Genomic DNA, 18,891 nt, shown 5'->3' with positions numbered 1-18,891 from the left:
CTCAGCGCGTGACCCGGGCCAGCAGCATCGCCACGTCGTCCTGGGCGGGGCCCACGAGGAGCCGGTGCAGGATCTCGTCGCACAGCGTGTCCAGCGGGCGGTCGAGGTTCGTGAGCGCCCGGCCGAGCTGGCGCATCCCCTCGTCGAGGTCGCGGTCGCGCGCCTCGATGAGGCCGTCCGTGTAGAGCACCAGGAGCCCGCCCGCCGGCAGGGAGAGCTCCTCGGTGCCGAAGTCGTGGCCGCCGGTGCCCAGCGGTGTTCCGGGCGGTCCGTCGAGGAAGGTGATGGTGCCGTCCGGGGCCGCCACGGCGGGCGGCGGGTGTCCGGCGCGGGCGATGACCCAGCCGCCGGTGGCCGGGTCGTGGACGGCGTACACGCAGGTCGCCATGGTGTCCTCGCCGAGGTCGGCGACGACGGCGTCGAGGGAGCTGAGCATCCGCGCCGGCGGGATGTCGTGGCGGGCCAGGGTCCGTACCGCCGTGCGCAGCTGGCCCATGACGGCCGCCGCGTGGATGCCGTGCCCCATGACGTCGCCGATGACGAGGCCCGTCCTGCCGCCCGGCAGGGCGATGGCGTCGAACCAGTCACCGCCGACGTCGTGGGAGCTCGCGGGCAGGTAGCGGCCGGTGAGTTCGAGGCCGGTGACGTCGGGGAGTTCGCTGTTGGTGAGGCTGCGCTGGAGGGTGAGGGCCGCCTCCCGCTGGGTCGTGTAGAGGCGGGCGTTGTCGATGTTGAGGGCGGCGCGGGCCACGACCTCGTCGATGAGGACACAGTCCTGCTCGTCGAAGGGCTCACGGGTCCTCAGCCGGGTCACCGTGACCGCGCCGAGCACCTGGCCCCTGGCCACCAGGGGCACGAGCCGCGCCGCACCGATCCGGGTGGCGAAGTAGGTACGGAGCGCCTCGGTGCGCGGGTCGGTGAAGAGCGCCGGGATGTCGGACGTGAAGAGGTCGGTGGGCCGGCCGCGGGCGACGACCTGCTCGTACACCGAGTCCAGCGGGAGCTGGAAGGTCTGCCCGGGGGCGAGCATCGACGTGGGTGCCGTGGGGTCGGGGAAGCGCGCGGCGAGCCGTCGCAGCACCCCGCGCGTCGAGGCCGCGGGGTCGTCCGGTTCGAGGACGGACTCCAGCATCTGCACGTCCGCCGAGTCGGCGAGCTGCGGCACGAGGAAACGGACCGCCTCCTCCGCCGTCTGCTTGAGGTCCAGGGTGGTGCCGATCCGGGCGCCGGCCTCGCTGAGCAGGGCGAAGCGGTGCCGGGCCCGCTCGACCTCGCTGTGGGCCTCCTGGCTCTCGGTGATGTCCACGAGGGAGGCGATCAGCCCCAGGGACCGGCGGTCGGTCCGGTCGATCAGCGGGGCGTACGAGCAGGACCAGATGTGGTCGCGGTCGGGGTCGGCGGGGGTACGGCCGACCCGGCGCGCGTCGACGACGGCGGTCCCGCTGTGGAGGACCTGGCGCATCAGGGATTCCAGTGAGTCGGCGTTGACCCCGGGCACCACCTCGGTGAGGCGGCGGCCCACGTGCTGGGCGGCGGCCACTCCGTTCATCCGGGCCAGGGCGTCGTTGACGCGCAGGAACCGCAGGTCGGGGCCGAGGAGGGCGAGACCGATCGGGGACTGGGTGAAGAGGCTCTCCATCGCCGCCAGGTTCTCGCGCATGCGCAGGACCTCGGAGGTCTCGACCGCGATGAGCATCGCCCCCGGCCTGCCCGCCGGGTCGGCGGCCGGCACGATCCACATCTCCATGGCGACCGTGTGGCCGTCGCGGTGGCGGACCGGGAGGGTGCCGACCATGGTCTCGCCGGCCTGGACGCGATGGGTGAGCCGTTCGGCGAGTTCGCGGTTGGCGTCCGGGACGAGGAGCGGTGTGGCGAGCCGTCCGAGGACGTGCTCGGGGCGGTGGCCGAGGAGGTCCTGGGCGGCGAGCGACCACTCGACGATGTGGCCGTCCGCGTCCTCCCGCCACAGGGCGATCGGAAGGAGCTCACGGAGCACGCCCGCGTCACCGACGGCCGCCCGGGGCGGCTGCGGAACCCTGCTCGACGACTGGTGAGTCTCCAACGCATCGACCTACGCATCGGCCCGGCCCCGGCGGGGCGCATTCCCTGTCGAATCACCCTAGCCGAGTACCTGACAGGGAGCGCTGCGCAGTGCGGCCGATCGATGTTCCGTAGTTCTACGGATGTGCGGGGCGCCGCGGGACTGCGAAAGTCGGTCCGACCTGTGTGTCCGCTGTGTGCGTGCGCACGTCCGCCGCCCGGCGCCGACCCCCTCCGCAGCCTTTCCGATGCCGTTCCGATCCCTTTCCGATGCCTCTCCGACGCCCTCGCCGCCACCCCCCGGAGCACCCCGTATGAGCAGCCGCTCGCCCGACGAGTCCCGCCTCGGTGTCCGTCCGTACGACCCGGGGCCCGGCGTCGGCGGCGAGCCGGAGGATCCGCACGAACTGCTCCATCGCGCCCGGCGGCTCTCCGCCCTCGGGCACCCCCGGGCCGGCAGCGCGTGGGAGCGGGCCGCGACGGCGCTGCGACGCGCGGGGGGCGCCCTGGCCCCCGGCGACCACGCCGACGCCCTGGACGCGACCGCGTTCGACTGCCGGGGCGCGGCGCGGCCCGCCGCGGGCCCGCTCTTCTTCCGGGCCGCCGACCTGCACGAGCGGGCCGGGCAGCGCGGCAAGGCGCTGGTCTCACGGGCTCGGGCGCTCCTCGCGGGCCTCGGCCACGGTCCCGACGCCGGCGGCCACGCCGGCCACGGACTCGACGCGGGCTACGACCGCGGCCCCGGCCCGTGCTCCGGTGCGACGGCGGTGGCCCGGATCGGGGAACTGTGCGAGCGGGCCGCCGTCCTCCACGCCCTCGGGCAGGCCGGTGCCGTGGAGACGGCGACGCTGCGCCTGCTGCACGGCCGGGCCCGCGCCGCACTCCTCGACACCGCCCCCGACCCGGTGGCCGAGGCCTCGGCCCTGCGGGCGGAACTCACCCGGCTGGTCGAGGTCACCGCACCGCACCCGGAGGACCGCGCCGCCCTCGGCGTACGGGCCGACGCCCGCGCGCTGCTCGGCCGGATCACCGCGCCCGACGACCCGGCCGCCGCGCTCACCCAGCTGCGCGCCGCGATCGAGGACCACCGCGCGGCGGGCCGACCGTGGCCGGCCACCGGGCACCGGCTCCTGCTCGCCTCGGTCCTGCGGACGTCCGGCGCCCCCGAGGAGGCGGCGGCGCTGCTCCGGGCCGCCCTCGCCTCCGACGAGCGGGACGCACCGCTCCAGGCCGGCGACCGGGCCCGCCTCTGCCTCGCCCTGGCGCGGACGGTCGCCGGGTCCGGGCCCGAGGCGGCGGACGAGGAGATGGCGCTCCTCGCGGAGGCCGTCGACCGTGCCGACGGGCCGGTCCGGGACGTCCGGGTGGGCGCCCTCGCCCGGCTGCGGCTCGGCGTCCTGTACGCGGAGCGCGGGCGCTGCCGCGAGGCGTCGGCCCTGCTCGACGAGGCCCTCACCGGGTTCGGGGAGGACGGCGACACGGCGGCCCGGGTACGGGCGAGGGCCTGGCTCGCGGACTGCGCGCTGCGTCTGGGCGAGCCCGGCCGGGCGGCCCTGGAGTACGCTCGCGCCGCGGCCGAGGCCCGGTCGGGGGACGACTCGCGTCCGGGGGCGCCCGACGACCTCGCGGCGGCGGCTCGTTCGCTGCACGCGCGGGCGCGGCGGGTGCGGGCCGGCGGCGGGGACGTGAGCGCGGACGGCCCCTGGCCTGGGCTGCGCGCCCTCCCGGAGACGTCCGGACCGTGGGGGCGGTACCGGGGAGACGTGTACGGCGAGAGGTGAACGCGTACGGCGGCGGACGACCGTCCGGGACGGCGTGTGACCATGAACGGCGAAGTGGGCGGGGGCCGGGCCGTGGGCCGCCACCGTCCCGGGGACCCGAGTACAGGGGTGCGTGTGAGCAGAGTGATCGACGGCCGTTTCGCGCTGGTGGAGCGGCTGGGCGGGGGCGGGATGGGAACGGTCTGGCGCGCCCGCGACCTGGCCCTCCACCGTGACGTGGCGGTGAAGGAGGTGCGGCCGCCGGACCCCGCGATGGCCGAGCACGACGTCGAGGGGGCCAGGACCCTGCGCGCCCGTGTCCTGCGGGAGGCACGCGCCCTCGCCCGGATCGACCACCCCAACGTGGTGACGATCCATCACATCGTGGACGCGGGCGAGGGGACGTACCCGTGGATCGTGATGGAGCTGGTCACCGGCGGGTCGCTGCAGGACCGGCTCGACCGGGGCACGATGACCCCCGCCGAGGCCGCCGGCCTCGGCCGCGAGCTGCTCTCGGCCCTCCGGGCCGCCCACGCGCGGGACATCGAGCACCGTGACGTCAAGCCGGCCAACGTCCTGCTCCGCCCCGACGGCCGACCGGTGCTCACCGACTTCGGCATCGCGGCGATCCGCGAGTCGACGGTCCTGACGGCCTCGGGCTCGATCATCGGCTCGCCCGACTACATGGCGCCCGAGCGGATCCGCAGCGTCGGGAGCGGGCCGGCCGCCGACCTGTGGTCCCTCGGGATGCTGCTGTACGTGGCGGTCGAGGGCCACCACCCGCTGCGCCGGGAGAACACCCTGGCGACGCTCGCGGCCGTCCTCTCCGACGACGTGCCGCCCCCGCGGCGGGCCGGCGCGCTGACCGGCGTTCTCGGCCGTCTCCTCGTCCGGGACCCGGCCGCCCGCCCGGACGCCGAGGAAGTGGACCGCGCGCTCGCCTCCGTCGCGGGGGCGGAGCAGGGCGGGGCCACGGGCGGGCCGGCGGGCGGGCCCAGGGGCGGGAGCGAACCGACCTCTTTCCGGCTGGCGCCGCCTCCGGTCCACACCCACGAGGACGCTGCTCCGACTCACGCGGCCCCGGTGACCGGTACCCCGTCGCCCGTGGGGGCTCAGGTGACCGGTCCCTCGACGCCCGCGACCCCGGTGACCGGTCCTCCGGGCGACCCCCGGTTCGCCGGCTCGGCGGTCTCCCCCGCGACCGTTCCCTCCTCTCCCGCGGCGGCCGCCGGGGCACGCGCCGACGGGGGGCGCCGGAGGGGGCGTACCGCTCGGGTCGTGGGCTCCGCCGCCGCGGTGGTGCTCGCCGTCGGCATCCCCGTCGCCGCCATGAACGGGTCGTGGTGGTCGGCCGATGCGAAGGGCGGCCCGGGCACCACGCCCTCGTCGCAGCAGACTCCGGCCGCCCAGCGGCCCTCGGCCTCGGCCTCGGCCTCGGAGGCGCCGACGAAGGCGGCGGAACCGGTCGAGAGGGACCTGCTGACGCCGGCCGGCGTCCGGTCCGCCATCGCCGCCATCAAGCTGGCCTCCGGCGGCTCGAAGGTCTCCGGTTTCGTCGTGTACCCGGAGTACGCGATCGCCGAGTCGCTGGTCAAGGGGAGTACGAAGCGGTACGACCGGTACGTCTACCGGGGCGGGGACGTGGCCGAGCGCCAGGGATCCGGCACCGCGTTCCCCGGAACGGTCCCGGCCGATCTGGACGCGTTCGACTGGGACGTCCTGCCGACTCTCCTGAAGCGCGCGGACAAGGAGCTCGGGGTCGCCCGGCCGACCAGTCGCTACCTCGTCCTCACCACGGCGTCGACGCTGACCGGGAACGGGGCGGGCATGAGCATCTATCTGTCCGACGACTACGGAACGGCGTATCTGAACGCCGACGCGAAGGGCCGGGTGACGTCCACCTACCCCCGCAAGGACTGAGACCCGCCCACCCCGTCCCTGACCACGAGGGAGGCGAGTGCGGCCCGGGTCTCCACGCCCGTCTTGCGGTAGACCCGGGCGACATGGCTCTCGACCGTGCGGGGGCTCAGACAGAGGCGGTCGGCCACGGCCTGGTTGGTGAGCCCTTCGGCCACCAGGGCCGAGATCTCCCGCTCGCGCGGGGTGAGGACGGCGAGTCGTCCCCCGGCGGCGGCCTCCGGGGGCACCGGTCCGCTCCGGTCGGCCAGTTCGAGGAGCATGCGGGCGCCGCCCTGCGCGGCCAGCCGGCGGCCTCTGCGCCACTGGGCGGCGGCCCGGGGCCCGTCGCCCGCCGCCCGGGTGCAGGGCGCGGCGAGCAGCAGACTGTGGGCCTCCCGCAGGACGGCTCCGCGGCGGGCGCTGTCCCGCGCCGCCTCGGTGAACGCCGCCGCCGCTGCCGCCGGTTCGCCCCGGCGCGCGAGGACCTGGCCCCAGGCGCGCCGCGCGGCGCCGAGCTGGACGGGCAGGCCGAGCGGCTCGGCCTCGGCGAGGGCGAGGCGGGCGATCCGCTCGCCCTCCGCGAGGTCCCCGGTGGCGAGGGCCGCGCCCGAGAGGAGTTCGAGGTACCCGGGGCGCAGCGAGGGCTGGATCCGGGAGAGGTCCGGGTCGCCGCCGGCCCGCACGAGCACCTCCCGCACCCGGTGCGGGTCCGCGCCGATGGGTACGGCGTAGCCGAGGAGGCAACGGGTCTGGGTGGCCCACCAGCCGTCCGCGGTCCCGACGGTGGCGGCGGCCTCCTCGGCCGCGGCCAGCGCCTCGGAGTCGCCGGGCGGTCGGGCGTGGAGCAGGACGACGGCCCGGATCGCCCCGCTGAAGCCGAGGAGTTCGGCGCCGCCCAGGGTGCGGGCGACGGCGAGCGACTCCTCGGCCTGGTCGAGCGCGGTGCCGACCCTGCCCGTGACGAGGTGGACGTACGCCGAGCAGAGGAGGAGCTGGGAGAGGGCGAAGGGCCGGCCGGCCCGCCGGGCCATCGCGATCCCCCGGGTGGCGTGCCGCTCTGCCGTCCCGTACTCCTCCAGGAAGACCTCGGTCCAGGCGAGGCGCACCAGTGATTCGGCGTGGTCGGCCAGGCGCCCGTCGGTGAAGGCGTCGGTGAGGGCGGCCGCCTCCGCCGCGTGGACCCGGGAGGAGGCGATGTCGCCCTCGTACGCCTCGCCGAGCGCGGCCAGGGTCAGGACCTCGGCCGCGCCCGTGTCGTCGCGCCTCCGCCGGGCTTCGGCGAGCGTGGGGGCGAGGACGGGACGGACCTCGGGGTAGCGGGCGGCGAAGAGGGCGCGGCAGCCCCACTCGACGACGAGCCGGGTCCGCAGGCCGGGGCGGGGGCCGGGGGTTCGCTCCAGTTCCCCGCGGAGCAGTGCGTCGGCCTCGGGGTAGCGGCCGAGGTGGCGTTCCATGAACGCGCAGAGCAGGACGGCCGAGGTGCGCAGCTCGGCCGTGTCCGTGCCGCCGCCGGGGCCGGGTCGGCAGCTGTCGATCAGGTGGTGGAGGAGGTCACGGCTCTCCGCCACCCGGCCGGCCGAGCCGAGTGCCTCTGCCCGTCGGAGCGTCAGTTCCCGGCGGGTGGGGAGGTGTTCGGGGGTGTCCGGGAGCAGTGCGAGGACCGCGCCGAGCCAGTGGGCGGCGCACGCGGGATCGGCCGCCCCGATCCGCTCGGCGGCCTCGACGAGGGCCGCGGCCACGGCCGGGTCCCAGGTGGTCGCGGTGCGGACGAGGTGCGGGGCACGCTCGGTCACGGGCGCCCCGGCCCGGGCGAGGGCGTCGGCGGCCCGCCGGTGCAGTTCTCTGCGGCGCCACGGGTCGAGCGTGTCCCGTACGAGTTCCGGCAGCGCCGGGTGGCGCAGGACCAGGACCCGTCCCTCGTCCTCGGACCGGACGAGGTCGCGGCGGGTCAGCTCGCTCAGCGCCCGGTCGGCTCCCGCGGCCCCGTCGGTCTGCGGGGCGGACGTGGCGACGGCTGCGAGGAGGCCGGCAGCCGCGCGCCCGCCGAGCACGGCGAGGGCCTCCACGACCGCCCGCTCCGACGCGCCGAGCGGGGCGAGTTCGTCGAGGACCATGGCCACCGGCCCGGTGCCCGGTGCCTCGCCCGGGTGCGTGCGGGCGTGGGCGAGGGCGCGGTGGTAGAGCGGGTTGCCGAGGGCGGTGGCGTGGATCTCCCGGGCGAGGCCGGGCGGCAGCCCGGGGACGAGCCCCTCGGCGCAGTCGTCCGCCGGCAGCGGTCCGAGGGCGAGGGGGGCGAGGGAGCCCGCGTCGGTGGCCCGGGCGAGGGCCGAGGCGAGCGTGGGCCCGGTCTGCCGCTCGCGGTGGGCGAGGACGAGCAGGAGGTGCGCCCGGGGCGGGTGCCGGAGGAGATGGTCGACGAGCGTGACGGAGGCGGGGTCCGCGTGGTGGAAGTCGTCGAGCACGAGCACGAGACCGCGCGCCGGGACCTGCGCGAGGGCCGCCGCGATGCGCCGCACCCGAGCGGGCGGCACGGCCCGGACGTCCCCGGCACCGGCCGTCCCGGCGGCGGGCGCGTCCGCCGGGCCGCCGTACCGCATCCCGCCCCGGTGCGCCGGCCCGTCGTGAAGGACGTCCGGGTCCGCCATGACGGCGGGCGCGTCCATCAGGCCGCCGTGCCGCTTCCCGCCCCGGTGCGCCGGCTCGTCGCGGCTGACGTCCGGGTCCGCCACGGCGGCGGGCGCGTCCATCAGCCCGCCATGCCGCTTCCCGCCCCGGTGCGCCGGACCCTCGTGGAGGACGTCCGGGTCCGCCGCTCCCGGCGCCGGTGGCGGTTCGACGAGTTCCGCGAGGACGGCCAGGGCCGGGGAAGCGGCACGGTCACCGGGGTCCAGGTCGGCCACGGCGTCGGCGAATGCGTGGAAGGGGGTGCCGTGGGGGGCGTCGCCGGCCGCCCGGCCGCACAGGACGGTCGCCCCGCGCCTCCGCGCCCGCAGGGCGAACTCGGTGAGGAGGCGGGTCTTGCCGATGCCCGGCTCGCCCGTGACGCCCACGGCCGGCGGCCCGCCCGGCCCACCGACCCGAAGGCGCAACAGCCCCTCCAGGAAGTCGAGTTCACGGGCTCGCCCGACGAAGGGCGCGCGGTCGGCGCCCCCCGGCTCCGTGGACGTGTCCACCTGCGGTCCCCCTCGTGCGGCCGGTGCTGTCCTTGTCCGCTCACAGTTGTACGGCACGCGGAGGGGCGCGCCCGACACGGTCGCGGAGGGGCCCGCCTCAGTGCGCTCCGGCGGGGGCGGTGAAGGTGACACCGGCGGCCGGGACGGTCACCTCCGCGTCGCTCCCGAGGGCGTACGCCGCGACCCGGGAGACCGTGGCGGCCGGTACGACCCCGCTGATCCCGGGCGCGGCCGGGACGTCCTGGGTCGCGTGGGCGTCGTGCGGCACGACGACGCGATAGCCGCGCTCCAGGGCCGTTCGGGCCGTCGCCTGGACACACATCTCGGACATCACCCCGCAGACGGCGACCGCCCGCACCCCCGCGTCGGCGAGTACGCCGCCGAGCGGCGTCTCCCGGAAGCCGTCGTCGTACGGCTTGCGGAGGACGATCTCCCTCGGTCCGAGGCGGACGGGGTGGTGCAACTCCCAGCCGGGCGTGTGGGGTTCGTCCTCCGCGCCGGGCGGTCCGTCGTTCTGGAGGTGGACGAGGAGCGCGCCGCCCTGCCGGGCCCGTGCGATGAGGTCGGCCGTGCGGTCGACGAGCCGCGCGGCGCCCGGCACGGCGCCGCCACCGGTGACGAAGGCCGTCTGCAGGTCCACGACGATGAGGGCGTCGACGGGACGCGGGGGCGGGGCGGTGTCGCCGTGCTGGTCCATCCCGCCATCATCCCGGCCAAGGACCCCCGCGACCAAGGGTTTTCGCCGCGCCGCGGTACGGCCGGGGGCCGCCTCACCGCCGTAATTCGGCTGCGTCGTCGTGCCCGTGGCGTCCACACTGTCCGCGCACCGCCGACCCGTCCGGTCGCGCCGGGCATCGTCCGTATCCAGGAGTTCCCCTCGTGCAGGCCGCCGTCACCGTCACCCCCTCCCGTGTGCCCGAGCTGCTGCTCGGGCTGGCCACCGTGCGCCCGGTCTTCCTGTGGGGCGCCCCCGGCATCGGGAAGTCCTCCCTCGTACGGGACTTCGCCGAGTCGCTCGGCCTCGAGTGCGTCAGTCTGCTCGGCACCCAGCTGGCGCCGGAGGACCTCATCGGCGTCCCTCAGATCCGCGACGGCAGGTCCGTGTTCTGTCCGCCGGAGGCCATCGCCCGCGACGAGCCGTACTGCCTCTTCCTGGACGAGCTCAACGCCGCCACCCCCGACGTGCAGAAGGCGTTCTACTCGCTCATCCTCGACCGGCGCATCGGCACGTACGAACTCCCCGCGGGATCCATCGTCATCGGCGCCGGCAACCGCGCCACCGACAACGCGCTGGCCCGTCCCATCGCCTCCGCGCTCGTGAACCGTCTCACCCACGTCCATCTGCGCGCCTCGGCCGGCGACTGGCTCGTGTGGGCGGGCGAGAACGGCATCCACCCGTGGGTCGTCGACTACCTGACCGACCGGCCCGACCACCTCTGGTCGCAGCCGCCCAAGACCGAGGAGCCGTTCTCGACCCCCCGTTCCTGGCACATGCTCTCCGACGCGCTGCACTCGTTCGGACCGGCACTGGACGAGGAGACGCTGAAGATCGTCGCGCACGGCACCCTCACCCCCGGGCACGCCGTCTCCTTCTGCGGGTACGCCAAGATCGTGCGGCACGCGTACGGGCTCGACGCCATCATCAAGGGCGACGCGCCCTGGCCGCACCGCGTCGAGGACCGGGACCTGCTCTACTACCTGGCCGACGCGTTCCGTGGCCGGCTCGTCAAGGAACTCCCCGCCGGCCGCGACCACGTCTCCCCCGCCCTGCGGCAGACCGCCCACCGCGCCAAGGCGCTGCTCGTGCAGCTCGCCGAGATCTCCGTCGAGCTCGCCCAGACCGTCATCCGTGACGACGAGGACGGCCTGCCGGTGCTGCCCGCCTGGTTCCTCGTCGAGGCCGCCCGCGACATGCCCCGGCTGGTCGAGGCCCGCCGGTGAGCGGCGCGGCACCCGCGCGCCGGCGTGGGAAGGGCCCCCGGAGCGACCCCGCGGCCGAGGCGTTCGTCGCCGGTCTGGCCCTGGTGCGGCGCAACCCGGCGCTCGCCGCGCTGGACGCCGACATCTGCCGGAGCCGCGACTGCGACCTGAACCCGCGGCACGGCCTGGCCGCCGTCGACTCCGACGGCAAGGTGCACGTCCACCCGGACCGTCACGCCGATCCGGCCGACTGGGCCTGGGCCCTCGCCCACTGCCTGATCCACCTCGGCTTCGGGCACGTCCCGGCCCACAAGGACGTCGTTCCGCAGCCGGACCGCTTCGACCTGGCCGCCCGCTGCGCCGTCGTCAACCGCTTCCTGCTCACCTTCCCCGTCGGCCGCACCCCCGAGCACCTGCCGACCGCCTATCCCGACGGGGACGAGGAGCAGCTCGCCGCGCGCTGGCGCAGGTCCGGACTCCCCGCCGTGTACGAACGGGGCGGTACGGGCGGCGACGCGCCCGACCAGATCCTGGTGCGGTCCCGGGCCTGGCACACCCTGCCCGACTGGCAGCTCGCCTTCGCGCACGCCCTGACCCGCGCCATGTCCGCGGCCATGGACGTCGCGGGCGGCCGGCGCGACACGCTCACCGGGGAGCGGGCCCCCCGACAGCCCTGGGACCGGGCGCTGAGCTGGTTCATCTCCTCGTATCCGCTGCTGGGCGGCATCGCGTCCGGCATGCGGCTCGTCGCCGACGCCGGGATCGCCCGCGCGCACGGCATCGCCGTGGCCGCCGTCGACGCCTCGCTCGGCGAGATCTACCTCAATCCGCTGCGCCGGTACGACGACGAGGAGTGGCGGTTCGTCCTCGCCCACGAGATGCTGCACGCCGCCCTGCGCCACGGTGACCGGCGGGGCGCCCGCGACCCGTACCTCTTCAACGTCGCCGCCGACTACGTCGTCAACGGCTGGCTCGTGGAGATGGGTGTCGGCACCATGCCGGAAGGGCTGCTGTACGACCCGGCGCTGGCGGGCCTTTCGGCGGAGGAGGTGTACGACCGGATCGTCACCGACGCCCGCCGTATGCGCCGCCTCGCCACGCTGCGCGGCAAGGGTGTCGGCGACATCCTCGGCGAACCGCTCGGCGGCCGTCCGCGCGACGCGGTCGACCTCGACGAGTTCTACCGGCGCGGTCTGGTCCAGGGCCTCGACCTGCACGTCAGCGGCGAGCGCGGGCTGCTGCCCGCGGGGCTCGTGCAGGCGATCCGGGCGCTGTCCCACCCGCCGGTGCCATGGGACGCCCGGCTGGCACGCTGGTTCGACGAGTTCGTGCCGCGCCCCGAGCCGGTGCGGAGTTTCGCGCGGCCCGCCCGCCGCCAGGCGTCCACGCCCGACATCCCGCGCGCGGGGCGGTACTTCCCGCCGGAGGAGGTAGCCCGCTGCACCTTCGGTGTCGTCCTCGACACCTCCGGGTCGATGAACGCGCAGCTGCTCGGCAAGGCCCTCGGCGCCATCGCCTCGTACGCGGAGGCCCGTGACGTGCCGGCGGCACGGGTGGTCTTCTGCGACGCGGCCGCCTACGACGCGGGTTATCTGCCGCCCGTGGAGATCGCGGGCCGGGTCCGTGTCCGCGGCCGCGGCGGCACCCTGCTGCAGCCGGGCGTCGACCTGCTCCGGAGGGCGGAGGACTTTCCGCCGTCTGCGCCGGTGCTCGTGATCACGGACGGCTACTGCGACGTGCTCCACGTACGCCGCGAACACGCCTATCTGATCCCGGAGGGGGCCTCCCTCCCGTTCACGCCCCGGGGGCCCGTCTTCCGCCTGCGGTAGGTGTCCTCAGAGGGGCCGGAGCCGGGTGTGCAGGAGGCAGAACTCGTTGCCTTCCGGGTCGGCCAGGACGTGCCAGTTCTCGGTGCCGTCCTGGCCGACGTCGGCGGGCCTGGCGCCGAGGGCGAGCAGGCGCTCCAACTCGGCGTCCTGGTCGCGGTCGGTGGGGTTGACGTCGATGTGCAGGGGGAGCTTCCCGGCCTTCGGGTCGCCGCTGGGGCTGAGGATGAGCGTGGGCTGCGGGCCGCCGAAGCCGTCGGGCGGCCCGATCTCGATGCTGCCGTCGTCCTCCCGCCCGAGTTCGACGTAACCGAGGACCTCGCTCCAGAAGGCGGCGAGCCGTTCGGGGTCGGCGCAGTCGAGGACCAGTTCGCTGATGCGGCATGCCATGCCCGTCAGTCTAGGTCGGGACCCCGCGTGAACCCCTGTCACGCCGGGCCCGACAGTCGCAGGACCGTCGGTCCCGACCAGGCGGGTGGGCCGGGTGACGATCCGTCGGGCAGTGCGTCCGCCCATTCGCCGGGCAGGTCGTCGGGGAGCGCGGGTTCCGGGTGCAGGACGTCGTCCAGCGCGGCCAGGCGGATGAGCCGGAGGATCCGGGGCTGGTCGCAGACGAGCCTCCAGCGCGCGCCGCGCTCTCGTATGCGTCCCGCGCAGTGGGCGAGGAGGCCGAGCCCGGTGGCGTCGCAGAAGGTGAGGCTCCGGATGTCGACGGTCAGGGCGCCGGACTCCCGGACGAGGCCGTCGAGCTCGGGCCGCAGGTGCCGTACGAGGACGAGGTCGAGCTCGCCCCGGAGGGCCGCGAGGGTGAGACCGCCGGACGAGCGGACGACGAGATACGGGTCATGACGGGGGATCAGCTGCATCGGACGCTCCACAGGGTGGCTCCATGTGTCGCTCCGAGCGTGGCCGTCCCTCCGCGGGGAGGGACGTTTCGCCTCGGCAGCTGTCACCTGAATCGGTGATTGTTCGTGCCGCCCGGACCCGCCCGCACGGCCGGGAGCCGGACAGGAGGGCGAGCGGGCGGGGTGCGGCGGCGACGAGGCCGGCGTCGGCCGCCGGGCCGCTCACCCGCTGCCCGCCGCGGGTGACTACTCCGCTCCCCCGGCCGCCGCGAGCGCCTCGGCCCTGATGCGGTCGAACTGGGCGCCCATGGCGGCGGAGAGCGCCTGCGCGGCGGACAGGGGCCGGACCATGACGGTGAAGTCGTCGATCCGGCCCTCCTCGTCGAAGTGGAGGAAGTCGCAGCCGTTGATCTCCTTGTCGCCGACCTTCGCGACGAAGACGAGGGCGTGGTCCCGGCCGTCCGCGCTCGCGATCTCGCGGACGTACCGGAAGTCGGTGAAGACCCGGGTGACCCCGCGGAGGATGGCTGCGGTGATGGCCTTGCCGGGGTACGGACGGAAGGCGACCGGGCTGGTGAAGACGACGTCCTCGGCCAGCAGGGCCTCCATGGCGGCGTGGTCCTGGGTCTCGACGGCCTTGCGGAACGGATGCATCACGCACTCCATAGGCAACTCGTTGAATAGGTGCAGGGGCAGCTAACCGCATGATCCGCACCCCGTCCAGACCCCCCGGGATCAGCCGGCGAAACGCGCCATCCAGGCCTCGACCTCGGCCGAGGAGCGGGGCAGGCCCGCCGAGAGGTTCTCGTGGCCGTCCTCGGTGACGACGAGGTCGTCCTCGATCCGGACGCCGATGCCGCGCCACTCCTCCGGCACGGTCAGGTCGTCGGGCTGGAAGTACAGACCCGGCTCGACGGTGAGCACCATGCCCGCTTCGAGGAGGCCGTCGACGTGCTCCTCGGTGCGGGAGTGGGCGCAGTCGTGGACGTCCAGACCCAGCATGTGTCCGGTGCCGGCCATGGTGAAGCGGCGCTGGAGACCGAGGGCGTACGCGCGGTCGACGGGGCCCTCGATGAAGCCCCACTCGACGAGTCGCGCCGTCAGACTGCGCTGGGCCGCCTCGTGGAAGTCACGGAACGGGGCACCGGGCTTGACCGCGGCCATGCCGGCCTCCTGCGCCTCGTACACCGCGTCGTACACCTGCCGCTGGACCGGGGTGAACGTGCCGCTGACGGGGAGGGTGCGGGTGACGTCGGCGGTGTAGAGGGAGTGGGTCTCCACTCCGGCGTCGAGCAGGAGCAGTTCCCCGGGCCTCACCGGGCCGTCGTTGTCCGTCCAGTGCATGATCGTGGCGTGCTCGCCGGCGGCGCAGATGGTGCCGTAGCCGACGGCGTTGCCCTCCAGGCGGGCCCGGCGGAAGAACGTGCCCTCGATCCACCGCTCGGAGGAGGCGACGGCCCGGGACAGTTCGCCGACGCAGTCGGTGAAGCCGCGCACGGTGGAGTCGACCGCCTTGCGCATCTCGCCGATCTCCCAGGCGTCCTTGACGAGCCGGAGTCCGCTGAGAACCTCCTCCAGCTCGTCGTCGCGCTCCTCGTCGGTGGTGACGGCGGCTTCGAGGGCCGGGTCGTGGCCCCGGACGATCCGGGTCGGCACGCCGGATCCCGCGGCGAGGTCCTCGGCGGCGGTGCGGACGTCCCGGCAGGGCAGTCCGAGGACGCGCTCCGCCTCCGCGAGGGAGCGGCGCCTGCCCATCCACAGCTCCGCCGTGCCGCCCGTCCAGAACTCGTCGTCGTTCCGGCTGTCGCGGGGCAGCTGGTAGCAGTACGCGTCGTGGCCGCCGTCGGCGCGGGGTTCGAGGACGAGGGCGCCGTCGCGCGCCTGGTCCCCGGTCATGTGGACGTAGCCCGAGTACGGGCGGAACGGATAGGTGTCGTCGTTGGAGCGCGTCTTGAGGTTGCCGGAGGGCACCACGAGGCGTTCGCCGGGGAAGCGCGCGGAGAGGGCGGCGCGGCGGCGGGCCGCGTGGGGGGCCTGCTCGTCGGGTTCGAGTCCGTGCCGCTCGGTGTCCGCCCACCCCGTCCTCATCAGCGCGGAGAGTTCCTCGGAGACGCCTCCGTAGAGGCCGTTCTTGCGACCCTTCGCCACGTCCTGCTCCTTCGTCCGGGGGTGAGTTCGGTGTGTTCCTGGTCCGCCGGTCGCCCGGCGGCTCCCGGAAGGTACTCCGCCCGCCGCGCCCCCGGTGCCCGGATCGGCCACTGGCACGGATCGGACACCGGCGTGGGGTGGCGGGGCGATAATGCGGTGCATGGCGAACCACAAGCTCGGCGAGGCCCTGCGTGTCCTGGGGATCGGCGAGGAGGCCGTACGGGTCTACCAGGAGCTGCTGGAGCGGGGCCCCGCGCCGCTGGCCGCGATCAGGTCGGCGGCCGGTCTGGACGGAGCCGCGTTCTCGGCGGCGTACGGCGAGCTGATCGACTCGGGTCTGGCGAGCGCGGCCGGGGGGAGCACGGACGTGGTGGCGCCGGTTCCGCCGGCCGCGGGCCTGGAGATCCTCGGCCGGCACCGGGCGGCCGAGATCGACGAGTCCCGGATCACCGTCGGCGGCGCGTTCGAGTCGTTCCGGCGCCAGCGCCTCGCCGCGTACGACGACCGTCTCGTGGAGGTCGTCACCGGGGACGCGATCGGCCTGCGGATGCGGCAGGCCTGGGCCAGTGCCCGCGAGCAGATCCGGCAGTTCGACTCGCCGCCGTACTTCCCCCTCGAAGGCGCCACCGACGACGCGCTGGCCACCCTCGCCCGTGGGGTGACCCAGCGGGTCGTGTACTCACGGGAGTCGCTGGAGCACCCGGGGCAGCTGGAGAACTCCATCGAGCCCTGCGTCGAGGCGGGCGAGCAGGCGAGGGTCCTGCCGTCGGTACCGGTCAAGCTCGTGATCATCGACGACGCGTACGCGCTGGTCTCCCTGTCGATCAGGGAGACGGACGTCTACAACACGATGCTGGTCGTGCAGCCGTGCGGGCTCCTCTCGGCGCTCGTGGCGCTGTTCGAGCAGGCGTGGCAGAACGCGCTGCCCTTCCACGGCCGTTCCCCGCGTCCCGCCGGTCTGCCGCCGGCGGACCGGCGGCTGCTCCGGCTGCTCGCGGCCGGAGCGGCCGACGACGTCATCGCCCGGGAGATCGGGGTCAGCCGCCGCACCCTGTTCCGCCGGGTGCAGGTCCTGATGGCGCGGCTCGGCGCGACGAGCCGGTTCCAGATGGCGCTGCAGGCGCAGCGCGCGGGATGGCTGTGACGGCATCTCCGGCGGGGCGGGCCGGGGCCGGGACCTCGGTGACGTCCGGGGTGGGGGCCGCCGTGGCGGGTGGTGCGGTGCGGGTCAGCTGCTGCCACAGGTAGGTGTGGACGAGCGCGCTGTTGTGGGCGGCCTGTTCGTTGTCGCCGGCGCCCGCGTGGCCGCCTCCGGTGTTCTCGTGGAACAGGACCCGGTGGCCGAGCTCCCGCAGCCGCGCCGCGGTCTTGCGGGCGTGGCCGGGATGGACGCGGTCGTCGCGGGTCGAGGTCATCAGGAGGACCGGCGGGTACTCCCGGTCCGCCGTGAGCCGGTGGTACGGGGAGATGGCCCGCAGGTGGGTGAGGTCGGCCTCGTCGTCCGGGTCGCCGTACTCGGCGATCCAGGACGCGCCCGCGAGGAGCTTGTGGAAGCGGGTCATGTCGAGGAGCGGCACCTGGGCGACGATCGCGCCGAACAGCTCGGGGTGGCGGGTGAGCATCGCCCCCATGAGCAGCCCGCCGTTGCTGCCGCCGGACGCGCCCAGCATGGCGGGGGTGGTGATCCCGCGCGCGACGAGGTCCTCGGCGACGGCGGCGAAGTCCTCGAAGGCCCGGGGCCGTTCGGCGCCGAGCGCGGCCTGGTGCCAGTCGGGGCCGTACTCGCCGCCGCCGCGGATGTTCGCGATCACGTGGGTTCCGCCGCGCTCCAGCCACGCCCGGCCCGTCACCGCGCCGTAGTAGGGCGTGAGGGAGACCTCGAAGCCGCCGTAGCCGTAGAGCAGGGTGGGGCCGGGGCCGCCGGTGGCGCGGTCGGGGCCGATGACGAAGTACGGCACGCGCGTGCCGTCGCGGGAGGTGGCGAAGTGCTGGGCGACCGTGAGCCCGGTGGAGTCGAAGCGGTGCGGGGCCTGCTTGAGCACCTCCGAGCCGGCGCCGACGCGTCCCAGGTGCAGGGCGGACGGCTGGAGGAAGCCGGACACGTCGAGGACGTACTCGTCGGACACGTCGGGGTCGGTGTCGACGACGCTGACGGCGGACAGCTCCGGGACCCCGACGAGCGGGGCGCGCGACCAGCCTCCGCCGGCTTCGGGGGTGAGGACCTCGATGCGGGTGCTGACGTCCCGCATCGTCTCCAGGATCAGGTGGTTACGGGTCCAGCTGTATCCGGCGAGCGCGGTCCGCCGGTCGGGCGTGAAGAGCACCTCGGGTGTCCGGTCGCCCGCCATGAAGGCGTCGAAGTCGAACGCGAGGAGCGAGCCCGTCGGCTGTCCGAGCCAGGCGGACTTCAGGGTGACGAGCAGGTACCGCCGGTGGGCGTCGACGTCGGCGTCGTCGGGCACGTCGATCCGCGCGCGCGTGCCGTCGGGCCGCAGCAGGTACGTCTCGCTGCGGAAGAAGTCCAGCGAACGCCCGACGAACTCCCGCTCGAACCCGGGCGTGGCGTCCCGGTACCCCCAGGCCGCCACGTCTCCCTGCTCGGCCTCGTAGACGAGTTCGGAGGCCTCCACCGGGGTCCCGCGCCGCCATCTGCGGACGGTGCGCGGATAGCCGGAGTCGGTCAGCGAGCCCGGCCCGAGGTCCGTGCCGACGAGGACGGTGTCGGCGCCGGCCCATCCGATGCGCGTCTTGGCCTCCGGGAGCCGGAAGCCGTCGTCGACGAACTCCCGCGTCGCGAGGTCGAACTCCCGCACCACGACGGCGTCCCCGCCGTCGCGCGAGAGCCGCACGAGCGCCCGGTCGTACTCCGGCCGCCGGACCCGCGCCCCGTCCCACACCCACTTCTCGCCCTCGGCGGCGGCCAGCGCGTCGACGTCGAGCAGGATCTCCCACTCGGGCGCGTCCTCGCGGTACCGCTCCGGGGTGGTGCGCCGCCACACCCCGCGTACGTGGCGGGCGTCCCGCCAGAAGTTGTAGAGGTACGCCCCGCGGCGCACGGTGTAGGGGATCCGGTCGGAGGCGTCGAGCACCTCCCGCAGGCGTGTCTTCAGCGCCCCGAACCCGGCGTCCCCGGCCACGGCTCGCGCGGTCTCGGCGTTACGCTCGGCCACCCACGCGAGGGCGGCGTCGCCCGAGATGTCTTCCAGCCACAGGTACGGATCGTCATCGGTCACGTCTCGTATTGTGCAGGCCGGGTCGTCGCCGCACGAAGGGTCCGTCA

13 protein-coding genes are annotated in these 18,891 nt (G+C 75.2%); 5 read left to right on the top strand and 8 right to left on the bottom strand.

Annotated features, from left to right (window positions below):
• Window position 1: 1 nt before the first annotated feature.
• Window positions 2-2,062, bottom strand: a complete 2,061-nt coding sequence (locus AMK29_RS23440) for a SpoIIE family protein phosphatase (protein WP_073816239.1) — start codon at window positions 2,060-2,062, stop codon at window positions 2-4.
• 292 nt (window positions 2,063-2,354) lie between these two features.
• Here AMK29_RS23440 and AMK29_RS23435 point away from each other — a divergent pair, with 292 nt between their 5' ends.
• Together AMK29_RS23435 and AMK29_RS23430 are read left to right on the top strand one after the other, a co-directional pair.
• Complete coding sequence (locus tag AMK29_RS23435; protein WP_073816237.1) at window positions 2,355-3,821, top strand: hypothetical protein; 1,467 nt, start codon at window positions 2,355-2,357, stop codon at window positions 3,819-3,821.
• Between the two features lie 171 nt (window positions 3,822-3,992).
• Window positions 3,993-5,720, top strand: a complete 1,728-nt coding sequence (locus tag AMK29_RS23430) for a serine/threonine-protein kinase (RefSeq protein WP_241845695.1) — start codon at window positions 3,993-3,995, stop codon at window positions 5,718-5,720.
• On the opposite strand, the gene AMK29_RS23425 is transcribed toward AMK29_RS23430, so the two are convergent.
• Both AMK29_RS23425 and AMK29_RS23420 read right to left on the bottom strand, forming a co-directional pair.
• Window positions 5,702-8,872, bottom strand: a complete 3,171-nt coding sequence (locus AMK29_RS23425; protein ID WP_073816233.1) for a helix-turn-helix transcriptional regulator — start codon at window positions 8,870-8,872, stop codon at window positions 5,702-5,704. The genes AMK29_RS23430 and AMK29_RS23425 overlap by 19 nt on opposite strands.
• A gap of 97 nt (window positions 8,873-8,969) precedes the next feature.
• Window positions 8,970-9,569: an isochorismatase family protein gene (locus AMK29_RS23420; RefSeq protein ID WP_073816230.1), complete on the bottom strand. Its 600-nt coding sequence runs from the start codon at window positions 9,567-9,569 to the stop codon at window positions 8,970-8,972.
• Window positions 9,570-9,751: 182 nt separating this feature from the next.
• On the opposite strand from AMK29_RS23420, the gene AMK29_RS23415 reads away from it, so the two are divergent.
• Both AMK29_RS23415 and AMK29_RS23410 read left to right on the top strand, forming a co-directional pair.
• Entirely contained in the window at window positions 9,752-10,813 is a 1,062-nt protein-coding gene (locus AMK29_RS23415; RefSeq protein ID WP_073816228.1) for an ATP-binding protein, read from the top strand.
• Complete coding sequence (locus AMK29_RS23410) at window positions 10,810-12,621, top strand: vWA domain-containing protein (protein WP_073816225.1); 1,812 nt, start codon at window positions 10,810-10,812, stop codon at window positions 12,619-12,621. The genes AMK29_RS23415 and AMK29_RS23410 overlap by 4 nt, the downstream gene beginning before the upstream one ends.
• A 6-nt stretch (window positions 12,622-12,627) precedes the next feature.
• Here the strand turns inward: AMK29_RS23410 and AMK29_RS23405 are convergent, their stop codons facing one another.
• From AMK29_RS23405 to AMK29_RS23390, 4 genes are all read right to left on the bottom strand, one after another.
• Entirely contained in the window at window positions 12,628-13,008 is a 381-nt protein-coding gene (locus AMK29_RS23405) for a VOC family protein (RefSeq protein WP_073816223.1), read from the bottom strand.
• Between the two features lie 38 nt (window positions 13,009-13,046).
• Window positions 13,047-13,484 carry an STAS domain-containing protein gene (locus tag AMK29_RS23400; protein ID WP_079197123.1) on the bottom strand — a complete coding sequence of 146 codons (438 nt, stop codon included), beginning with the start codon at window positions 13,482-13,484 and terminating at the stop codon, window positions 13,047-13,049.
• A 225-nt stretch (window positions 13,485-13,709) separates the two neighbouring features.
• Complete coding sequence (locus AMK29_RS23395) at window positions 13,710-14,117, bottom strand: nuclear transport factor 2 family protein (protein WP_073817154.1); 408 nt, start codon at window positions 14,115-14,117, stop codon at window positions 13,710-13,712.
• 81 nt (window positions 14,118-14,198) lie between these two features.
• Window positions 14,199-15,611, bottom strand: a complete 1,413-nt coding sequence (locus AMK29_RS23390) for an aminopeptidase P family protein (protein ID WP_073816220.1) — start codon at window positions 15,609-15,611, stop codon at window positions 14,199-14,201.
• A 160-nt stretch (window positions 15,612-15,771) separates the two neighbouring features.
• Here AMK29_RS23390 and AMK29_RS23385 point away from each other — a divergent pair, with 160 nt between their 5' ends.
• Window positions 15,772-16,755, top strand: coding sequence for a LuxR family transcriptional regulator (locus tag AMK29_RS23385; RefSeq protein WP_198942324.1), 984 nt, complete (start codon window positions 15,772-15,774; stop codon window positions 16,753-16,755).
• Here the strand turns inward: AMK29_RS23385 and AMK29_RS23380 are convergent.
• Entirely contained in the window at window positions 16,649-18,853 is a 2,205-nt protein-coding gene (locus tag AMK29_RS23380; protein WP_073817152.1) for a prolyl oligopeptidase family serine peptidase, read from the bottom strand. The genes AMK29_RS23385 and AMK29_RS23380 overlap by 107 nt on opposite strands.
• Window positions 18,854-18,891: the final 38 nt, after the last annotated feature.

The sequence above is a fragment of the Streptomyces sp. CB02261 genome (genome assembly GCF_001905665.1).
Taxonomy (GTDB): domain Bacteria; phylum Actinomycetota; class Actinomycetes; order Streptomycetales; family Streptomycetaceae; genus Streptomyces.
Note: the sequence above shows the minus strand (reverse complement) of the source record. Positions and strands in the feature narration are given on the sequence as shown.

Coding starts and splice junctions, on each gene's coding strand:
- AMK29_RS23385 (WP_198942324.1), top strand. CDS start 15,772: ATGGCGAACCACAAGCTCGGCGAGGCCCTGCGTGTCCTGGGGATCGGC.
- AMK29_RS23435 (WP_073816237.1), top strand. CDS start 2,355: ATGAGCAGCCGCTCGCCCGACGAGTCCCGCCTCGGTGTCCGTCCGTAC.
- AMK29_RS23430 (WP_241845695.1), top strand. CDS start 3,993: ATGGGAACGGTCTGGCGCGCCCGCGACCTGGCCCTCCACCGTGACGTG.
- AMK29_RS23405 (WP_073816223.1), bottom strand. CDS start 13,008: ATGGCATGCCGCATCAGCGAACTGGTCCTCGACTGCGCCGACCCCGAA.
- AMK29_RS23420 (WP_073816230.1), bottom strand. CDS start 9,569: ATGGACCAGCACGGCGACACCGCCCCGCCCCCGCGTCCCGTCGACGCC.
- AMK29_RS23395 (WP_073817154.1), bottom strand. CDS start 14,117: ATGCATCCGTTCCGCAAGGCCGTCGAGACCCAGGACCACGCCGCCATG.
- AMK29_RS23400 (WP_079197123.1), bottom strand. CDS start 13,484: ATGCAGCTGATCCCCCGTCATGACCCGTATCTCGTCGTCCGCTCGTCC.